The sequence below is a fragment of the Hamadaea sp. genome (genome assembly GCF_013362815.1).
Classification (GTDB): domain Bacteria; phylum Actinomycetota; class Actinomycetes; order Mycobacteriales; family Micromonosporaceae; genus Hamadaea.
The window spans coordinates 86,423-104,464 of sequence record NZ_JABFVK010000023.1; the positions used below are offsets into that span (position 1 = coordinate 86,423).

Genomic DNA, 18,042 nt, shown 5'->3' on the forward strand with positions numbered 1-18,042 from the left:
CACCAAGGCGCCAGCCCCAACGGACGAGCGCCTAAGGCAAGCAGGGGCTCAGGAGGCGAGCCGCCACCGGCCACCGCGGACGACCAGAAGCGTCAGCGTCTGGGGCATGACGGCGGAGTGGTCGTCCGGCCGGAAGCTCAGCGGCCCGGTGAAGCCGTCGATCTGCAGGAAGTCGAGGGTGTCGCGCAGATCGGCCCGGCTGGTGCTCCCGGCGCGATCGGCCGCTTCGACGAGCAGTTCCAGCGCGTCGGCCGCGTAGGAGGCGTACCCGCTGTAGCCGCCGTAAGAGGCGGTGTAGTCCCGGAACCACTGCTGGCGGAACGACTTGGCGGGGTTGGTCGCGATGACCTCGTCGATGACCATGGTCTGCGGGAACGCCATCATCGCGCCCTCGGCGGCCTGCGCGGTCGCCTTGGCGAAGAACAGGTCGCCGCCCGCGCCGGTGTCGAACAGCAGCCGGCCCTTGTAGCCGGTGGCTCGGGCGTCGACCGCGATCGCACCGGCCACCGACGCGCCGGTCCACGCGATCAGCGCGTCCGGGTGGTCGCTCAGCGCGGCGGTGACGGTCTGGCTGAACTCGGTGGCCGTGACCGAGACCTGCCGGGTCGTCTGCAGCTCGATGTCGGCGTTCTTCAGCGCGTCCTTGAGGGCGTCTTCGCCGTCCTGGCCGTACTGGTCGTTCGTGGTGACGAGGGCGACCGTCTTGACGTCGGCCGAACTCAGCTGCGAGACCAGTGCGGCCGCGCCGTCTTTGGCGTTCGGGCCGACTTTGAACACGTACTTGCCGGCCTTGTCGGTGTCGGCGAGCTCGCTCGCGCCGGCCAGCGACAGCAGCGGAATCGCCTTCTGCGTCACGGCTGCCGACGAGGCGAGCGCGCATTCACCGCAGGCGCCGGTGATGATGGCGCTGATCTCCGAGTCGGCGGCGAGGGCCGCGATGTTCGACTGGGACAGGCTCTTGTCACTGCGATTGTCGCGGTAGACGACTTTGATCTGCCGCCCGCCGGTCGCGTTCAGCTGCTCCACCCGCAGGCGGAGGGCCCGCTCGAACGCGGTGCCCATCTCGGCGTACGCCCCCGACAATTCGAGGTCGGCGCCGATGACGAGTTCGTCCGGCTCACTCGACGTGAGGGGGGAACTGCAGGCTGTCGCGGCCAGCAGCGCCGCCAGCGAAATCACTGTGGACAGACGGGCGCGTACGCGTGCCATCGGACTCCCTCTCGGTCAACCGAGCACACCTTGCCAGCCCTGCCATAGCGGGTCAAGTCGGGGTGCCCTAGTCTGTCGACTTCAGACAGTCCACTTTATGATCTTCGCGGGGAGACGGAGGAAATCGGTCCATGATACTGGGAAGTTGCTCCGCTCGGCTTGTCGCGATCGGACCCGACATGGTGGAATCGGCGCCGTGCCACGTGTGAGCCTGCGCGACGCGCGGATCCGGACGAAGCTGGCGGTCGTGCTGTTGGTCCCGGTAATCAGTACCGTGGGCCTGGCCGCGGCGCGACTGGTCGACAGCGGCCAGCGCGCGGCGGACGCTCGACTGTCCAACCACCTCACTACGCTGTCTTCGCGGGTGACCGCGTTGAGTTACTCGCTCCACCACGAACGGATGGCGTTCGCCCAATTCGTCGCCGACAGCTCGGTCGACGCCGCCACCCTCAGTGCCCCGATGGCCGAGACCGACGCTCAGGTCGGCTCCTACCGTGAGGCGCTCAAGGCGCTCGACGACCCGCCGAGCACGCTGGAAGCGCCGCTGCACCGCATCGACACCCACCTCGACGCCTTGGCCGACATCCGCAAGGAGGCCCAGGACCGCAAGGACACGACGGTCGCCCAGGTCGTGCTGCGGTACTCGGCCATCCTCGCCGACATGACCAGCTACGTCACCGAGGCCGCCGAGGAGATCGGGGTCGGCAGTGACCTGACCGAGAGCGCCCGTTCGGTCGCCGCGTTCGCCGCCGCCCAAGGCGCTGCGGCCGAACAGCAGGCCGTGGCGTTCGTGACGCTGAGTCAGAGCGGATCGATCAGCGAGGAACAGCAGTCGACCTTCCTCGCCACGCTCACCACCCAGCAGCAGGCCTTCCAGGACTTCCTCCGGCAGGCCAGCGCGGAGCAGTGGGCGACCGCCCGGACGTTCGTGACCGGTGACGCCATCGTGCTCGCCGACTCGGCCGCCGACGACGTCAGCCGCTCTCAGGGCACCAAGGCCCGCATCGGCGCACTCGACGCGTCGCGCGCCATCGGGGCCGAGGTCGACCTCATGCGGTACGCACAGCAGCGCCTCGAGTGGCAGCTGGGCGATCAGATCAACGCTCTCGCCAGCCAGGTGACCCGGCAGGCGATCATCGAGTCCTCGCTGCTCATCGCGGCACTGTTGCTCGCCATCCTGATGGCCGCCTACGTGGCCCGGATGATGGTGCGTTCGCTGGAACGACTGAGGGGCGGCGCGATGGTCGTGGCGCAGCGCAGCCTTCCCGAGACGGTCGAGCGGCTTCGCGACGCGCGGGGGCTCGACGAACGCAGCGCGGATCAACTCGCCTCGGAAGTGCGCGACGAGATCCAGGTACGCGGCAAGGACGAGATCGGCCAGGTGGCGCAGGCGTTCAACGTCGTGCACCGCGAAGCCGTACGCATCGCCGCCGACCAGGCCGTCCTGCGCGGCACGGTGTCGGCGATGTTCCTCAGCCTCGCCCGCCGAAGCCAGACCCTGGTCGACCGGATGATCGCCGAGCTGGACTCGATCGAGCAGCACGAGCAGGACCCGAAGCGGCTGGCTCGAATGTTCCGGCTGGACCACCTCGCGACTCGGATGCGTCGTAACGACGAGAACCTGCTCGTCTTGGCGGGCGCCGACGCGAGCCCGGCACGGCGGGAGGACGCGGGTCTGGAAGACGTCCTCCGCGCCGCCCAGTCCGAGGTCGAGCTCTACGACCGCATCGAGTTCAGCACGGTCGACGCCGACACGGCGATCGCCGCGCACGCGGTCAACGACGTCGTCCGGATGACGGCTGAGCTGATGGACAACGGCACCCGGTTCTCCCCGCCGGGGACGGTCGTGGTCGCCGACGCCCGCCGGATCGGCGACTACGTGCTGATCCAGGTCGAAGACCGTGGGCTCGGCATGACCGACGAGCAGCTCCAATCGGTCAACGAGCGGCTCGACCAGCCGGGATCGGTCGACGTCTCGTCGTTCCGCATGATGGGTCTGGGCGTCGTGAGCCGCCTCGCCCACCGGTACGGCATCAAGGCCGAGCTGCGGCGCAACGCCGACAGCGGCATCACTGCCGGTCTGGTGCTGCCGCGCAGCATCCTGGTCCTGCCGAGGTCGGCCGACAACGCTCTGCGGCAGCGTCGCCACCTCGCCATCGAGGAGCCGGGCCGGCACGCCGCGTTGCCGTCCCCGCCTCGGGAAGCACCGCCGGCTCCCCGCGAAGCGCCACACGAGCCGGTCGGCTTCCGCGAGCCGGGGCTGCCGACTCGCGTACCCGGGCAGCGGATCGCCGGCGACTCGGCCGGTCCGCCGCCGATCTCGGTGTCCGCGGTTCCAGTGTCCGCGCCGAGTGCGACCGCGACGCAGTCCCCGCCCATGGCAGCGCCGATGACGCCGCCGATGCGGGCCGCCGACGACACCGCCGAACTGCCGATCTTCCGTCAGATGCAGGCCACGTGGTTCGGTTCGACCACCACCTCGCCGACCGTGCCCGACTCATGGCAGCAGCCCGAACCGGCCCGGGTGACCGCCCGTGCGGCGGTCCGGCAGGAGACGGCCCGATCCGACTGGCCCAGCGCCGGTGCGCCGCCCGCGCAGTATCGGCCGACGCATGACGACCTTCCGCAGGAGACGTCGAGGCCCGAACCTTCGGCGGGCCGGCCTGAACCGGTCGCGCGGCTCGAGTCGCCGACCCGGGACGTCCGGCAGTCATCCACTCAGGACAGTTGGGTGGAGCCCGGCCAGGAGAGCTGGCGGACGACGGCCGACACCGGCTGGCGGGCGGCGGCCGCGGCGGCGGCTCCGGACGTCTCCTCCACGACCAAGTCAGGCCTGCCGATCCGTACGCCGCAGGCGAACCTGGTCCCCGGCAGCGTCGGCGAGCCGGCTCCCACCCGGGTCAAGCGAACTCCCGAACAGGTGCAGGGTCTGCTGTCGGCGTACACGCGCGGAGTCCAGCGCGGACGCGACGACCTGGCCAGTCCGCAGCAAAGCAGAGCACAGAATGAGGATCGTCGATGACCGGCCCGAAGATGCAGAACATCAGCTGGCTGCTGAACAACTTCAGCTACCAGGTCCCTGGCGTGGCGCACGTCGTGGCGGTCTCCGCCGACGGGCTGTTGCTCGCCGCGACGCAGGATCTGCCCGAGGAGCGGGCCGACCAGCTCGCCGCGATCACCGCCGGGGTGATCAGCCTGACCGACGGGGCTTCCCGCGCCTTCGAGGGCGGGCCGATCCGGCAGACCATCATCGAGATGGACGGCGGTTATCTGTTCCTCATGTCGGTGAGCGACGGCTCGGCCTTGGCGGTGCTCGCGGCGCGGGCCTGCGACGTCGGCCAGGTCGGCTATGAGATGGCGCTGCTGGTGGACCGGGTGGGTGGCGCGCTCACGCCGGCCGGCCGCGAGTTCGCCCGGCAGTCGTAGGGCTTGGCGAGGGTCGTGAGAGTGGGGGTGGCGAGTCGTGGCTCAGCCTGATGAGGAAGGCTTCCGCCGAGATCCGCGGGGCGCTCTCGTGCGCCCGTACGCCGTCACACGCGGCCGGACGGAGCCGCGCCAGGACATCGCGATCGAGTCGGTGCTCGTCACCACTCCCGCGGGCCGGCAAGAGGGCCGGTTCGCCGGTCAGCACAAGAACCGGATAGCGAGCTTGTGTGACGGGGCGCCCCGCTCTTTGGCGGAGGTGGCCGCATTGCTTCAGATGCCGTTCGGCGTGGCCCGGGTGCTGGTCGCCGACATGGTCGCCGAAGGCCTGCTCGACCTGCACCAGATCGCTCGGGAACAGAGCGTCAACGATCGTTTGCACGTCTTGGAAAGGGTCTTAAGTGGACTACGCAGGCTTTGACACCACGGGGCCCTCGCAGCAGATCACGTCCGCGAAGATCGTCATCGCGGGAGGCTTCGGCGTCGGAAAGACCACCTTGGTCGGCACCGTCTCCGAGATCACCCCGCTGACGACCGAGGCCATCATGACCTCCGCCGGAGTCGGGATCGACGACGCGTCGAAGGTGCCCGGCAAGGAGTCCACGACCGTGGCCATGGACTTCGGCCGGATCACCATCGCGTCCGATCTGATCCTCTACCTCTTCGGCACGCCGGGGCAGACCCGGTTCTGGTTCATGTGGGACGAACTCATGCGGGGTGCGCTGGTCGCGGTGGTCCTGGTGGACACCCGGCGGCTGGCCGACTCCTTCGCGCCCATCGACTTCTTCGAAAGCCGCGGGCTGCCCTACATCGTCGCGCTCAACATCTTCGACGGCACCCGCCGGTACGCCGTCGACGAGATCGCCGAGGCGCTCGCGGTTCCCGCCCGGGTGCCGATCCTGGAATGCGACGCCCGGCATCGTGAGTCGACCAAGCAGGTCCTCATCAAGTCGGTCGAGCACGCGATCCAGATTCTCCAGGAGGAGAACCCCCAGCTCAGCATGCCCGTACGGTGAGGCTTCGATGATTCTGAACGGCCGGACCATCCTGCTCACCGGCGGGTCCAACGGCATCGGGCGGGCGCTCGCGGAGCGCTTCGCCGAACTGGGCAACACCGTCATCGCCCTCGGGCGCGACGAAGCCCGGCTCGCCGAGGTCAGCTCGCTCTCTCCGCGCATCCATGCGCGGCGGTGCGACCTGGAGGACGCCGCGCAGCGTGTGGAGCTCGCGGAATGGGTGGTCAAGGAGCACCCGGACTTCGACGTGCTCTACAACAACGCCGCTGTCCAGTACCGGTTCGACGTCACGCAGCCCATCGATCTGGTCAAGGCGCAGCAGCAACTGGAGATCAACCTCCTCGCGCCGTTGCACCTGGCCTCGCTGCTGGTCGATCATCTGGCCACCCGGCCGAAGGCCGCTATCGTCAACACGACCTCGGCCCTGGCGTTCACCCCGCTCGTCGAGATCGGCGTGTACAGCGCGACCAAGGCCGCCCTGCACTCCCTGTCGATCTCGATGCGCTACCAGCTCCGCGAGCGGGGGATCGACGTCATCGAACTGCTTCCCCCCAAAGTGGACACGACGATCGGCGCTGAGCTGCGCGACGATCCCGACTCCACCCAGGGCGGGATGCCGGTGCCGGAGCTGGTCCGCCAGGCGGTGGCCGGTCTCGCCGGGGACGACCAGGAGATCCTGATCGGGCTGGCCGTCCAGGCGAAGGCGGACCCCGAGGCGATCTTCCGCCGGCTCAACGACGACAACTCGCACTGACTCTCCCCACCGGATCAGGGTTCTAGGTCGAATCACCCTTCAAGATTCGACCGAGAACCCTGATCCGGCGCTAAGCGGCCGTTAGCGGACCTGGACGTCGACGATCCGCAGAAGCTCGGTGTAGCGGTAGGCCCGCGTGGCGCCACGCGGCAGCGTGGTGACGGCGGCCCGCACCGTGCGGTCGTCGAGCCAGGCGATCCCCCGTAGGTCCGGCGTTCCCGGTTCGATCATGCCCAACGGGTCCGGAGCCGAGTACAACTCCGAATCGCTCACCAACGCACCCGTGGCGACGTCGAAGACGGCGAGGCGTACCCGGTCGGCTTGGCGGGGGCCGTAGACGACCGCCAGCGAACTGCCGTCCGGGCTGAAGCGCATCTCGCCCACGCCACATCGGCTGGGATCGCCCGGCAACGCAAGTCGGCGAGACGGGCCGACCAGCGGTCCGATATGGATAGACGGACACTGCTCCTCGGTCCGGACGACCGCGATCGCCGACGCCACAAGGGAAACCGCGCCGATCGAATCGGCCGCCGGGAGTGCGGAGAGCCGCCTCTCCTTGCCGCTAGCCAGGTCCCGTTGGAAGAGCCCGCGCTCGCGGCGGAGGATCGCCGTCTTCTCGTCCGCCGCGGCCAGTTCGACGTCCTCGCCCTGGATGCGTACATTCGGCGATTGGGCGACGGTGCCGTCCGGGCGCACCACCACCAAGTGGATCTCCAGGTCGGTCACGTCGACGCCGTCGGTGCGCTGCGTACCGGGCTTCAGGTCCTTGATCCCCAGCGCAACCAGGCCGCCGCTCGGAAGCGCCACGACGTTGACGAGACCGCCGTTGTAGCTCGGCGTCTTCAGCGCCCGCAGTTTGCCGGTGGGCAACAGCTCCGTCAGCCGCGTCGGTCCGTCGATCCCGGCCTTCGTGCCGTCGCCGTGCGTCACGGTTCCGGTCGCGCCGTTCACCAGCAACCGCTGCGCCGCGGTGGTCCAGACTCGCGGTGACGAGCTGACCGTGGGCGATGCCGAAGGCGATGCGCTGGTCGAGGCCGCGGGCTGCGGTCCAGTCCGCTCTGCCCAATTGACAGCCAGTGGTACGCCTAACGCACTAACCAAGACGGCCAAAGCGGCGACGGAGCCGACCGCGGCGGTCCGGCGACGGCGCATCCGCCGACCGCGAGCGGTGATCTCGGTCAGCGTCGCGTACCCGGTGGGCACCTGGTCGGCGATGGCGCGGACGGCGCGATCGAGGTCTTCGGGGACGCCGTTCACGATTGCACCTCCTCGGTCAGTTCGGCCCGCAGCGCTGCTAGGCCCCGGGCGAGCCGGCTCTTCACGGTGCCCTCGGGCAGCCCGAGGACGGTGGCGGTCTGGGCGGTGGACAGATCCAGCAGAACCCGGCAGACGATGACGGTCCGGTACGCCAAAGGCAGCCGAGTCAGCGCGACCTGCGCGGCGACGACCCCGGCGGACGAGGGCCCGGCGGCAGCGGCCACCTCCACGGGGACGAACCGTTCGCGGCGTAACTTCCGCCAGCGCGAGGTGGCCCAGTTCAACCCGACGCGGAAGACCCACCCGCCTGGGTTGTCCAGCGCTCCCACGCGTTTCCAGCGGGCGTACGCCCTGGTCATAGCCTCGTCGGCGGCTTCCCGGGCCAGCTGGGAGTCGGCCAGGGCCACCGCCAGCGACCGGTAGACCCGATCGGCCTGAGCTCGATAGAAGGTCTCGAACGAGACTGCGTCAGACGCCTCGGCCACGCGGTACTCCGTTCGGACGGCGATGCTTCTCACGCCTGTACACGCGGACACCGCGCCTACGGTTCCCCGGAAGTAAATCGCAGCTTCACAGCGCAGTTTAGGTAGATCGAATCTACGTAGATTCGATCTACCTAAGCCGGGACCTCCCGATGTGCACGAACGTGCACGGCAGTATTCGGATGCACGTACGTGCACATCGGCTAGAATATGCACGTACGTGCACGCCACGAGGAGGTCCGAGTGCGCATCAACACCGCCGCCGACCTGGGTCATTACGTTCGAGAGCGTCGGCACCAACTCCGCAAGACTCGGCATGAGCTTGCGGAGGAGGCGCACGTCAGCGTGCGGTGGTTGGCAAATCTGGAAGCCGGTAAACCAGGGGCTGAGGTCGGACTGATCATCCGCACGCTTCACGCCCTGGAATTGGGGATCACTGTTCAGCCGGTGGTGCTACCCCCGGATGAGATCGATTTGGGCGATCTCCTCGACTCTCTGAAGGACCGCTCGTGACTGCCCAGCTGGTGGTGATGATGCGCGGCCGCCGCATCGGTCTACTCGAGCAAGATGATCGAGCTCGCCTCATGTTCCGTTATGACGATGAATGGCGGTCGGCGTCGGCGGGGACGCCGCTGTCGCTGTCGATGCCGCTGTCGATGGCAGATCATCATGACTCGGTCGTGCGAGCGTTCCTGTGGGGCCTGCTGCCCGACAACGAAGCGGTTCTCGAGCGCTGGGCGCAGGCGTACCACGTGTCAGCGCGGAATCCTTTCGCGCTCCTTCAGCATGTCGGTGAGGACTGTGCAGGAGCGGCGCAGTTCGTCGTGCCCGCGCGGGTTGACGCGATCGCAGCTGGAGAAGGTGGCGTGGACTGGGTGGAGGCTGACGAGATCGCCGCCCGCATCCGTACGCTCAGGAGGGACCCCGCCGCCTGGCACTTGTCTCGATCCGGGCAGTTCAGCCTTGCAGGTGCACAGGCGAAAACCGCGCTTCACTTCGACGCCGATGCGGGTCGCTGGGGCGATCCCTGGGGATCGGTCCCGACTACGCACATTCTGAAACCCGCGATTTCTGGATTCGATGAGCACGACCTGAACGAGCATCTCTGCTTGGAATTGGCCCAAGCGCTCGGGATGACTGCGGCTCGGTCGCGGGTAGCGGAGTTCGGCGGCGAGAGGGTGATCGTGGTCGATCGGTACGACCGCCGACGGGTTGCCGGTGACTGGGCTCGGGTCCATCAGGAGGACGCCTGCCAGGCATTGGGCCGGCTTCCGACGGCTAAGTATCAGAATGAGGGTGGCCCGGGGCCCGAAGACGTCGTCCGACTGTTGCGGTCGGCGGTCTTGGCGCCGAAACAAGCGGACGCGGATATCCAGCGCTTCGTGGACGCGCTGATCCTCAATTGGCTGATCGGCGGGACGGACGCACACGCGAAGAACTACTCGGTCCTTCTGGGTGCTTCCGGCGCTCGCTTGGCCCCGCTGTATGACGTGGCGAGCGCGCTGCCCTACGACGACATGTACGTACCGCGTCTGCGGATGGCTATGCGGGTCGGTGGTGACTACCGGCTCGACGGAATCACCGGTACGCGTTGGCGTCGGCTGGCCGATGGGATCGGGCTGGATCCAGAGGAGTGCGTCAACAGGGCGCGGGCGTACGCACAGCGGCTTCCGGAGGCGATTCACCGGATAGTGAACGCCGACGAGATCTCCGGACTAGGGAGCCATCTACCCGTACGCCTCGCCCAGTGGATGACCGCCAGGGCTGCGCTGTGCGAGCAACTGCTCCACCGTTGAGAAAGAATCTGCTGGTCAGTCACCTTCAGTTGACCATCACATACTCAGTATGCATACTCGGTAGCTATGTCCATCAGACACGGGTTGCTCGCGTTGCTCGAACGCGGGCAGATGTACGGCTACCAACTCCGCTCCGCCTTCGAGGCGGAGACCGGCGCGACCTGGCCGTTGAACATCGGTCAGGTCTACACGACGCTGACCCGCCTGGAGCGGGACGGTCTCGTGCGGGGGTTGCCGGAGCACGACGGGGGGCAGCGGCCGTACGAGATCACCGCCGAGGGCCGCACCGAGTTGGCGCTGTGGTTCGCGACGCCGATCGCGCACGCCGACCGGCCGCGCGACGAGCTGGCGATCAAGCTGGCGCTGGCCTTGACCACGCCGGGGGTGGACGTCCAATCGGTCGTGCAGACCCAACGCAGCGCCACCATGCGGACGTTGCAGCAGTACACGCGGCTCAAGAAGGACGACGGCGAGCTGCCGTGGCGGCTGGTGCTCGACTCGCTCATCTTCCAGGCCGAGGCCGAACTGCGGTGGCTCGACCATTGTGAGGCTTCGCTCGTGCGGTTCGTTCCCTCGACGTCGCCGGTTCCGACAGCTGCCTCGGCCGAGGAGGAGAACGTCCATGAGCGTGCTTGAGCTGCGAGACGTGCACCGGACGCACGGTCAGGGCGCAACTGAGGTGCACGCCCTGCGCGGCGTCAGCATCGCGGTCGCGCCGGGGGAACTCGTCGCGGTCATGGGACCGTCCGGTTCCGGCAAGTCCACCCTGCTCAACCTGGCCGGCGGGCTGGACTCGCCCACGTCGGGCTCGGTCGTCATCGAGGGCGTCGACCTCGGCACGCTCAACCGGTCCGGGCTCGCGGGGCTGCGCCGCCGCCGGCTCGGCTACGTCTTCCAGGATCTCAACCTGCTCGCGAGCCTCACGGCCGCGGAGAACATCGCGCTCCCGCTCGAACTCGACGGCGTCGCCCCGCGCAAGGCTCGTCCGCAGGCCGAGGCCGCGCTGATCGAGGTCGGTCTGGACGGGTACGCCGAACGCTTTCCCGACGAGATGTCGGGTGGTCAGCAGCAGCGCGTGGCGATCGCCCGGGCCCTGGTCGGGCAGCGGCGGCTGATGCTGGCCGACGAACCGACCGGAGCCCTGGACTCGCAGACGGGTGAGGCGGTCCTGCGGCTGCTGCGGTCCAAGGTGGACGCCGGGGCGGCGGCCGTGCTCGTCACGCACGAGGCCCGGCACGCGGCGTGGGCCGACCGGGTGATCTTCCTCCGGGACGGCGTCGTCGTGGACACCTCCGTCGGTTCGGCCGACGCGGCCGCGTTGCTGGAGACGGCCGGATGACCAAGTGGTGGAAGTCATGGCGAGTCTCGCTTCGCTTGGCTCGCCGAGAGGCTCGGCGGCACAAGGGCCGGTCGGCGATGGTGGCGGCGCTGATCGGCGCGCCGGTGATCGCATTGGCCTTCGTCGCCGTCACGTATCAGACGTTCAGCCTGACGCGGGACGAACGGGTGACCCGGCAGATGGGCACCGCCGACGCCTTCCTGAACTGGTCCGGCGACGAGCCGATCGACCAGCTCGGCTCGAACGCCGACGCCAACGCCGTGTCCCAGCAGCCGCCGAGCGGCCCGCCCAAACCCAAGAACGACCAGGCGCTCCTGTCCCTGCTGCCGTCCGGGAGCACCATCTCGCGGCTGGACAACAGCGGAACTCAGCTGCGGATGCGTACGCCGAACGGGATCGCCGGCGTGCAAGCGCGGTATGTCGACCTGAACAGTCCGCTGGCCCGGGGATTGGTGACCGTCCGGTCCGGACGCGCTCCGGCGAACGACGGTGAAGTGGCGTTGTCGCCGCAGGCGGCCGACCGGTTGGGCGCGAGCGTCGGCGGCACCGTGCGTACGCTCGACGGCGATCGCACGCTCACCGTCGTCGGGCTCGTCGAGTTCCCGGACGATCTCCGGGAGATCATCCTCTTCCCGCCGAGCGCGCTGGCCGGTGACGGCAAAATGGGCGGGTCTTGGCTGGCCGGGGTCCCCGGCGGCATCACGATCGATCTGATCAAGCAGCTGAATCACGCGGGGATCTGGCTGACTCCCCGCGTCGAACTCCCCGGTATGCCGACCGACGACGGCCCGCAGTCGACCGAGGAACTCACGATGGGCACCATCGTCGTGGGGCTGATCGTGTTCGAAGTCATTCTGTTGTGCGCACCGGCTTTCGCGGTCGGAGCCCGGCGGCGACGGCGGGAACTCGCCTTGGTCGCTGCCAACGGCGGTACGCCGAAACAACTACGCCGGATCATGTTGGCCGACGGTGTCGTGCTCGGCGTCGTGGGCGCCGTTCCGGGGCTGCTCCTCGGCGTACTGCTGGCTGCTCTGGCCCGGCCGTATCTCGAGGAGTATCTCGGAGCCCGGGGCGGTGCTTTCCGCGTATTCCCGCTGGCATTGGCCGGTGGACTCGCGCTGGCCGTGCTGACCGGACTGCTCGCGGCGCTGGTGCCGGCAGTGACGACGGCGCGGCAGGATGTGGTGACCGCGTTGTCGGGACGGCGGGGTGTCATCCGGTCTCGCCGTCGGTGGATCGTGGCCGGGCTGGCGGTGATGGCGGCCGGTGTGGCCGCAAGTGGTGGCGCGACGCTGCTCAGCGACTCGCAACTGTTGCTCGTGGGCCTGGTGCTCGCGCAGCTCGGCTTCGTCGTCGTGACCCCGGCCCTGGTCGGACTGCTGGGCCGGCTTGGACGAGCATTGCCGCTGGCCCCGCGGATCGCGATGCGCGACGCCTCGCGGAACCGAGCAGCGGCCGCCCCGGCGATCTCCGCCGTGATGGCGGTCGTCACCGGCAGCGTCATGCTGGGCATCTACATGAACAGCGAGACCGTGCGGAACGAGGTCTACTCCCGGCCGATGCTGCCCGACGGGTACGCCTCGGTCCGGCTCATGGACTTCAGTCCGACCGGTGGCCCGAAGCCCATGGACGCCGCGATGACGGCTCGGCTCGACGCCCGCGTCCGCGAGATTCTGCCGGTACGCGAGACCGCAGTGGTCGGTGGACTTGCCTGTCCGGCATCCGAGGCCGACAAGTACTGCGCGCTGGAACTGGCTCTGCCCGAGCGGGAAAAATGCCCGTTCGCGGAAGCGCCGACCGATCCCGCGCAGCAGGCGCAGGCGCGGGCGGACGAGCGGTGTCACGAGGGCCGCATGATGGGCGCCGGCTTCGGCACGCTGGTCGACGACGGTTCGCATCTGGGATTGATAACCGACGCTACCTCGGACGACGTGACGAAGGCGACGGCGGCGCTGCGATCCGGCGCAGTCGTGGTGACCGACTCTCGTTACGTCGTCGACGGCCGAGTCCAGGTCGTGCCGATCGTCGGCGGAGAGAAGGGCGACGTCCGCGGTACTCCGGTGGCGCTGCCGGCGTACGTGCTGTCGTCGGGGGTGCACGGATTCGACATCGCGGTGGATCCGGGCACGCTCGCCACGCTCGGTCTCGGTACGCAGCCCGCCTATCTCGTCGCCGCCACCTCCCGGGTGCCGACCTCCGGCGAGGAGGAGCAGCTCAACTCGGCACTGCTGGAGTTCAGCCAGTCCGCGTACGCGATGGTGGAGCGCGCCGGCCATGACCGGCTCGACATCGTCCTCCTCGCCTTGGCTCTCGCATCCGCGCTGGTGACACTGGCCGCCGCGGCGATCGCCACCGGGCTGGCCGCCGCCGACGGGCGAGCCGACCTGGCGACGCTCGGCGCCATCGGGGCGTCGCCACGCGTACGGCGGTTCATGTCGCTCAGCCAGTCCGGGGTCATCGCCGGCGTCGGGACCGTCCTCGGGTTGGTCGTGGGCGTCGGCGGGGCGTTGGCCCTGATCGCCGGGGTCAACCGCAGTCAGAGTCTGCGGGTGTGGCCCATTCCGGCGGAGCTTCCGCTGGTGGTGCCGTGGCTGCAACTCGGGATCGCGGTACTGGTGCCGGTCGTGGCGATGGTGGGGGCCGGGTTGCTCACCCGGTCGCGGCTGCCCATCGAGCGTCGCTGACCCGCTTCGTGTCGGGCCCGCTTCGTGCCGGGCCCGCTTCGTGCCGGGCCCGCTTTACGCCGGGCGGCCGGGGAAGGGCACCGTGCCAGGTGTCGTCCCGGCCGCCCGCCGCCACGCGGCCGCCCGGTTCGCGGCGTCGACCATGGCGTCGAGCACGGTCTTGCGATTGCCGCCCGAGGTGGCGGCCAACGCAGCCCGGTACGCCGTCGTCACACCTTCTTCGACGAGGACGGCCAGGGCCAGGGCACTCGCCTTGTCCTTGACCGGCTGCGGCAAGGCGTACCCGGCGGCGGCGGTCGGCGCGGCGTCCCCGAGCAGCGCCTCGATCTTGTCCCGCCGGGTGCGGTGGGTCGCCTCGGCCGTGCGGGCGGAAGTCCGGAGGCTGCCGGTCAGGTACGGGCCGAGCACACCGTAGGCGTACACCGCCTGGTGTTCCAGGTCCAACGCGGTGGACAGCCGGGCCTGGCCGTCGGCGCTCAACGGCGTCTCCGAAGCCGACGGCACCGCGGAAGGATTCGTCATGCGATCACCGACCTGCGGCCGGCGCTCGCATGATGGGGACTGAGCTGGCCGATGACCGGCCGGTGGCCGGTCATGACAGGACCGCCAGATGGGTCGCGCGGGCGGCCGCGATCTCGCCGAGCAGGGTGGCCCGAGCGGGCGTGGTCGCCAGGCAGGCGTCGTATGCGGTCTTCGCCGCCGTCGTCTCGGCCCGCTTCAGATCGGCCACCGAAGCGGCCGTCGTCGTCGAGGAGGGCGTCGCCGTCGGAGAGGGCGGGCTGATCATGGCGGTCAACGCGGTGAGATGCGCCTCGTGGGTCGCCCGGATCGGCTGAAGCTTGGCGGCGCTCTGCGCGTCGGCCGCAATGACCTGGTCGTACGCCGTCAGCAGCGCGCGCGTCTCGGTGAGCAGGCCCAGCAGCGGGTCCGGATCGGGCTCGGGCGCGGCGAGCAGGTCACACCCGGCCAGCACGCCGGCCGCCCCGACCGCCGCCAGTGCCCTGAGCAGGTCACGGCGAGTCGTCGCGACCGTCCCGTCCGGTGTACGCATCTGGACAAGTGAACACGATCGGATCCAGTGCGCCAAGCGCGCCGGGCGGGCGCGCCGATTCACGCTCGGTAGTCGAGGCGCGTTACGCTCTGCGCAGCCGTATTCCGCGCGCGCCGAAGCCGCCGACTGACGTTCAACCGCTCAGCCAGGCGCAAGATCTTCCAGGAAGGGGTCCGCTCATGGCACAGCGTAGCCGCCGGAGCGCGCCCCCGAGCGTCCCGGCCGTCCCGCGTCGTTCCCCGGCTCAGCTGACGGAGACCCGTGACCGCGTACGCGATCTGATCGAACCGGTGCTCGCCAAGGCCGGCTACGACCTCGAAGATCTGGGCGTACGCCAAGTCGGCCGGCGCTATCAGCTCCGGGTGACGGTGGACGGCGACGGCGGAGTGACCTTGGACACCATCGCCGAGCTGTCCCGGGCGGTGGCCGACGCGCTGGACGCCGCCGAGGAGTCCGGCGAGGAGATCTTCCCTGGTGAATACCAGCTGGAGGTCAGCTCGCCGGGTGTCGACCGGCCGCTGACCCTGCCCCGGCACTGGCGGCGCTCGGTCGGCCGGCTCGTGGCGGTGAAGGTGCAGGGCGACCCAACCGCGTCGGATTCCGCGCAGAAGACCGATAGGCAGGTGACCGGCCGGGTCTTGGCGGCGGACGAGACGAGCGTCACGCTGGAGCTCGCCGAGAAGAAGACGGTCATCAAGCAGACGTACGCACTCGACCGGCTGGGCCCGGGCCGGGTGCAGATCGAGTTCAACCGGCTTGACGAGATCTCCGACGAGGACTTGGAAGAGATCGCCGACAGTGACGACGGGGTTGACGAAGACTTAGACGAAGAAGACGTGGAGGAGCAGTGAACATCGACCTGGCCGCGCTTCGTGCGCTGGAGCGAGAGCGGGAGATCCCGTTCGAGACGATTCTGGCCGCGATCGAGTCGGCGCTGCTCACCGCGTACCGGCACACTGAGGGCGCCGAGGCGCACGCACGCGTGGAGATCGACCGTAAGACCGGTGCCGCCACCGTGCTGGCCCAGGAGGTCGACGAGGAGGGCGCGATCCTGCGGGAGTGGGACGACACCCCGCACGACTTCGGCCGCATCGCCACCATGACGGCCAAGCAGGTCATCCTGCAGCGGCTCCGCGAGGCCACCGACGAGGTGCACTTCGGCGAGTACGTCAACCGGGACGGCGACCTGGTCACGGGCGTGATCCAGGCCCACGAGACCCGGTCCGAGAAGGGCATCGTCACCGTCGACCTGGGCAAGCTGGAGGCGGTCCTGCCGCAGTCCGAGCAGGTGCCGGGCGAGGTCTACCGGCACGGCGAGCGGATCCGCTGTGTCGTCGTCCACGTCGTGAAGGGTCCCCGTGGCCCGCAGGTCACCCTGTCCCGGTCGCACCCGGCGCTGGTGAAGAAGCTGTTCGCGTTGGAGGTTCCGGAGATCGCCGACGGGACGGTGGAGATCGCCGCCATCGCCCGCGAGTCCGGTCACCGCACCAAGATCGCCGTACGCTCGACCGTTCCCGGGGTCAACGCCAAGGGCGCGTGCATCGGCCCCATGGGGCAGCGCGTACGCGCGGTGATGAGCGAGCTGCACGGCGAGAAGATCGACATCATCGACTGGTCGGACGACCCGGCCGAGTTCGTGGGGAACGCCCTCTCGCCGGCGCGGGTTCTGAAGGTGGAGGTCGTCGACCTCGCCGCCCGGGCCGCCCGGGTGACGGTTCCCGGCGAGGTGCTGTCGCTGGCCATCGGGCGGGAAGGGCAGAACGCCCGGCTGGCCGCCCGGCTCACGGGGTGGCGGATCGACATCCGTTCGGACTCCCCGGAGACGGGTCAGGCGCGCCCGCCGCGCGGTCTGGATCACGAAGCCGAACCGGCCTGAGCCTTCGGGCGGGCCTAGGGGTAGACTTCTTCGGTGGAACGTCGCACGGAGTCGGGCGACGTGGGTCTCACACGTGAGCGATCACGTCCCGTGCGGACCTGCGTCGGCTGTCGGCAACGGGCGGCAACCTCCGAGTTGCTGCGGTTCGTCGCGATCGCGATCGACTCTGACCAGCCAGGATCTCCCGACATCGGGGGTTCCCGCGCGGTCCGGGTCGTGCCCGATCCGACCCGCAGGGCGCCGGGTCGGGGAGCTCATCTGCACCCTGTTCCGGCATGTCTCGCTCTGGCGGAGAAGCGCCGCGCCTTCGGGCGCGCGTTGCGAGTCGCGGGTGACTGCGACATCACCCCGCTGAGCGAGGCGATCCAAGGCGGGAAGGCCCGCCCGATCGGATCATGAGGCACCCTCCGGGGCACCGCGCCTGCGGATGGATGTAGAGCAAGGTAGGACGACCGACATGAGCACACGATGAAGTCCCTGAAATGACCAGGCTTCAAGTGCACAAGTGAGGTCGCTGCGGGCTGCCGCCCGCACGGCCTCGGAGTGAGGAGTGCAGTGGCAGGCAAGGCCCGCGTACACGAGCTCGCCAAGGAGCTCGGCGTCGAAAGCAAGATCGTGCTCGCCAAGCTCAAGGAGATGGGCGAGTTCGTGAAGTCCGCGTCGAGCACCGTGGAAGCTCCCGTCGCCCGTCGGCTGAAGGAGGTCTTCAGCCCCGGATCGGCGGCACCCAGCGGGGGTGCCCCGTCCGCGCCGAGCGCATCGGCCGCGGCGACCGCGAGCGATTCCCGGACGCCGGCGAGGCCGGCTCCGCCCCTGAAGAAGGCGGTGCCCGCTAAGCCGAAGGCCCCGGTTCCGGCGGCCAACGCGATGGGGAAGAGCGCACATGACATCGAGGTCGCGGCCGCGGAAGCGCGCGCCACGGCTCTCAAGGCCGAGCAGGAGGCTGCCGTGAAGGCGGCCCAGCAGGCGGCCCAGCAGCGGGATACCCGCCGGTCGACCGGCGGCGAAGGCCCCAAGCCCACGTTCATGCCGCCCAAGCCGGGTACGCCGGCGGCCCGTCCGGCCACGCCGGGCGGCCGTCCCGAGCGTGGCCCGGGCCAGGGCGAGCGTCCGGCCGGCGACCGCGCTCCGCGTACGCCGGGAGCACCGGGCGCG

Annotated in this window: 18 protein-coding genes and 1 pseudogene; 14 read left to right on the plus strand and 5 right to left on the minus strand. The window is 69.5% G+C overall.

Translation table 11 applies throughout. The features are described from left to right. Window positions 1-48 precede the first annotated feature (48 nt). Window positions 49-1,209: an ABC transporter substrate-binding protein gene (locus HOV77_RS13560; RefSeq protein ID WP_290862005.1), complete on the minus strand. Its 1,161-nt coding sequence runs from the start codon at window positions 1,207-1,209 to the stop codon at window positions 49-51. A 196-nt stretch (window positions 1,210-1,405) separates the two neighbouring features. On the opposite strand from HOV77_RS13560, the gene HOV77_RS13565 reads away from it, so the two are divergent. Genes HOV77_RS13565 through HOV77_RS13585 form a run of 5 tightly spaced genes read left to right on the plus strand, consistent with a single transcriptional unit; the run spans window position 1,406 to window position 6,402 of the window. Next, complete coding sequence (locus HOV77_RS13565; protein WP_290862007.1) at window positions 1,406-4,231, plus strand: nitrate- and nitrite sensing domain-containing protein; 2,826 nt, start codon at window positions 1,406-1,408, stop codon at window positions 4,229-4,231. Between the two features lie 11 nt (window positions 4,232-4,242). Continuing rightward, entirely contained in the window at window positions 4,243-4,635 is a 393-nt protein-coding gene (locus HOV77_RS13570; protein ID WP_290862050.1) for a roadblock/LC7 domain-containing protein, read from the plus strand. A 37-nt stretch (window positions 4,636-4,672) separates the two neighbouring features. Then, the gene (locus HOV77_RS13575) at window positions 4,673-5,053 is read left to right on the plus strand and encodes a DUF742 domain-containing protein (protein ID WP_290862009.1); all 381 of its coding nucleotides are present in this window, start codon (window positions 4,673-4,675) and stop codon (window positions 5,051-5,053) included. Beyond that, a complete protein-coding gene (locus HOV77_RS13580) occupies window positions 5,034-5,648 on the plus strand; it encodes an ATP/GTP-binding protein (RefSeq protein WP_290862011.1) in 615 nt (204 codons plus the stop codon). Before HOV77_RS13575 ends, HOV77_RS13580 begins: the two co-directional genes overlap by 20 nt. Before the next feature lie 7 nt (window positions 5,649-5,655). Further along, window positions 5,656-6,402 (plus strand): SDR family NAD(P)-dependent oxidoreductase, encoded by a 747-nt coding sequence (locus tag HOV77_RS13585; protein WP_290862012.1) that lies wholly within the window; start codon window positions 5,656-5,658, stop codon window positions 6,400-6,402. An 81-nt stretch (window positions 6,403-6,483) separates the two neighbouring features. Here HOV77_RS13585 and HOV77_RS13590 read toward each other — a convergent pair whose 3' ends face one another. Further along, window positions 6,484-7,659 (minus strand): hypothetical protein, encoded by a 1,176-nt coding sequence (locus tag HOV77_RS13590; RefSeq protein WP_290862014.1) that lies wholly within the window; start codon window positions 7,657-7,659, stop codon window positions 6,484-6,486. Further along, window positions 7,656-8,144, minus strand: coding sequence for a sigma factor-like helix-turn-helix DNA-binding protein (locus HOV77_RS13595; RefSeq protein ID WP_290862017.1), 489 nt, complete (start codon window positions 8,142-8,144; stop codon window positions 7,656-7,658). Before HOV77_RS13595 ends, HOV77_RS13590 begins: the two co-directional genes overlap by 4 nt. Window positions 8,145-8,384: 240 nt before the next feature. Between HOV77_RS13595 and HOV77_RS13600 the strand changes: the two genes are divergently transcribed. The 5 genes from HOV77_RS13600 to HOV77_RS13620 all read left to right on the plus strand — a co-directional run bounded on the left by HOV77_RS13600 (window position 8,385) and on the right by HOV77_RS13620 (window position 13,960). Beyond that, the gene (locus HOV77_RS13600) at window positions 8,385-8,654 is read left to right on the plus strand and encodes a helix-turn-helix domain-containing protein (RefSeq protein WP_290862019.1); all 270 of its coding nucleotides are present in this window, start codon (window positions 8,385-8,387) and stop codon (window positions 8,652-8,654) included. Between the two features lie 17 nt (window positions 8,655-8,671). Next, entirely contained in the window at window positions 8,672-9,937 is a 1,266-nt protein-coding gene (locus HOV77_RS13605; RefSeq protein ID WP_290862022.1) for a type II toxin-antitoxin system HipA family toxin, read from the plus strand. Between the two features lie 66 nt (window positions 9,938-10,003). Next, a complete protein-coding gene (locus tag HOV77_RS13610; RefSeq protein WP_290862024.1) occupies window positions 10,004-10,573 on the plus strand; it encodes a PadR family transcriptional regulator in 570 nt (189 codons plus the stop codon). Continuing rightward, window positions 10,560-11,276 (plus strand): ABC transporter ATP-binding protein, encoded by a 717-nt coding sequence (locus tag HOV77_RS13615; RefSeq protein WP_290862026.1) that lies wholly within the window; start codon window positions 10,560-10,562, stop codon window positions 11,274-11,276. Before HOV77_RS13610 ends, HOV77_RS13615 begins: the two co-directional genes overlap by 14 nt. Beyond that, entirely contained in the window at window positions 11,273-13,960 is a 2,688-nt protein-coding gene (locus HOV77_RS13620) for an FtsX-like permease family protein (protein ID WP_290862028.1), read from the plus strand. Before HOV77_RS13615 ends, HOV77_RS13620 begins: the two co-directional genes overlap by 4 nt. Window positions 13,961-14,014: 54 nt before the next feature. Here the strand turns inward: HOV77_RS13620 and HOV77_RS13625 are convergent, their stop codons facing one another. Continuing rightward, complete coding sequence (locus HOV77_RS13625; protein ID WP_290862030.1) at window positions 14,015-14,482, minus strand: ferritin-like domain-containing protein; 468 nt, start codon at window positions 14,480-14,482, stop codon at window positions 14,015-14,017. Window positions 14,483-14,552: 70 nt separating this feature from the next. Further along, complete coding sequence (locus HOV77_RS13630) at window positions 14,553-15,011, minus strand: twin-arginine translocation signal domain-containing protein (protein WP_290862032.1); 459 nt, start codon at window positions 15,009-15,011, stop codon at window positions 14,553-14,555. A gap of 179 nt (window positions 15,012-15,190) precedes the next feature. On the opposite strand from HOV77_RS13630, the gene rimP reads away from it, so the two are divergent. From rimP to HOV77_RS13650, 4 genes and pseudogenes are all read left to right on the plus strand, one after another. Further along, window positions 15,191-15,862 carry a ribosome maturation factor RimP gene (gene rimP, locus HOV77_RS13635; RefSeq protein WP_290862034.1) on the plus strand — a complete coding sequence of 224 codons (672 nt, stop codon included), beginning with the start codon at window positions 15,191-15,193 and terminating at the stop codon, window positions 15,860-15,862. Then, entirely contained in the window at window positions 15,859-16,887 is a 1,029-nt protein-coding gene (nusA, locus tag HOV77_RS13640) for a transcription termination factor NusA (RefSeq protein WP_290862036.1), read from the plus strand. Before rimP ends, nusA begins: the two co-directional genes overlap by 4 nt. Window positions 16,888-16,947: 60 nt before the next feature. After that, window positions 16,948-17,220 (plus strand): annotated as a pseudogene (locus tag HOV77_RS13645) (YlxR family protein); the annotation flags it as partial. 222 nt (window positions 17,221-17,442) lie between these two features. Further along, window positions 17,443-18,042: translation initiation factor IF-2 N-terminal domain-containing protein (locus HOV77_RS13650; protein WP_290862038.1), on the plus strand; the 600-nt coding region annotated here is incomplete at its 3' end.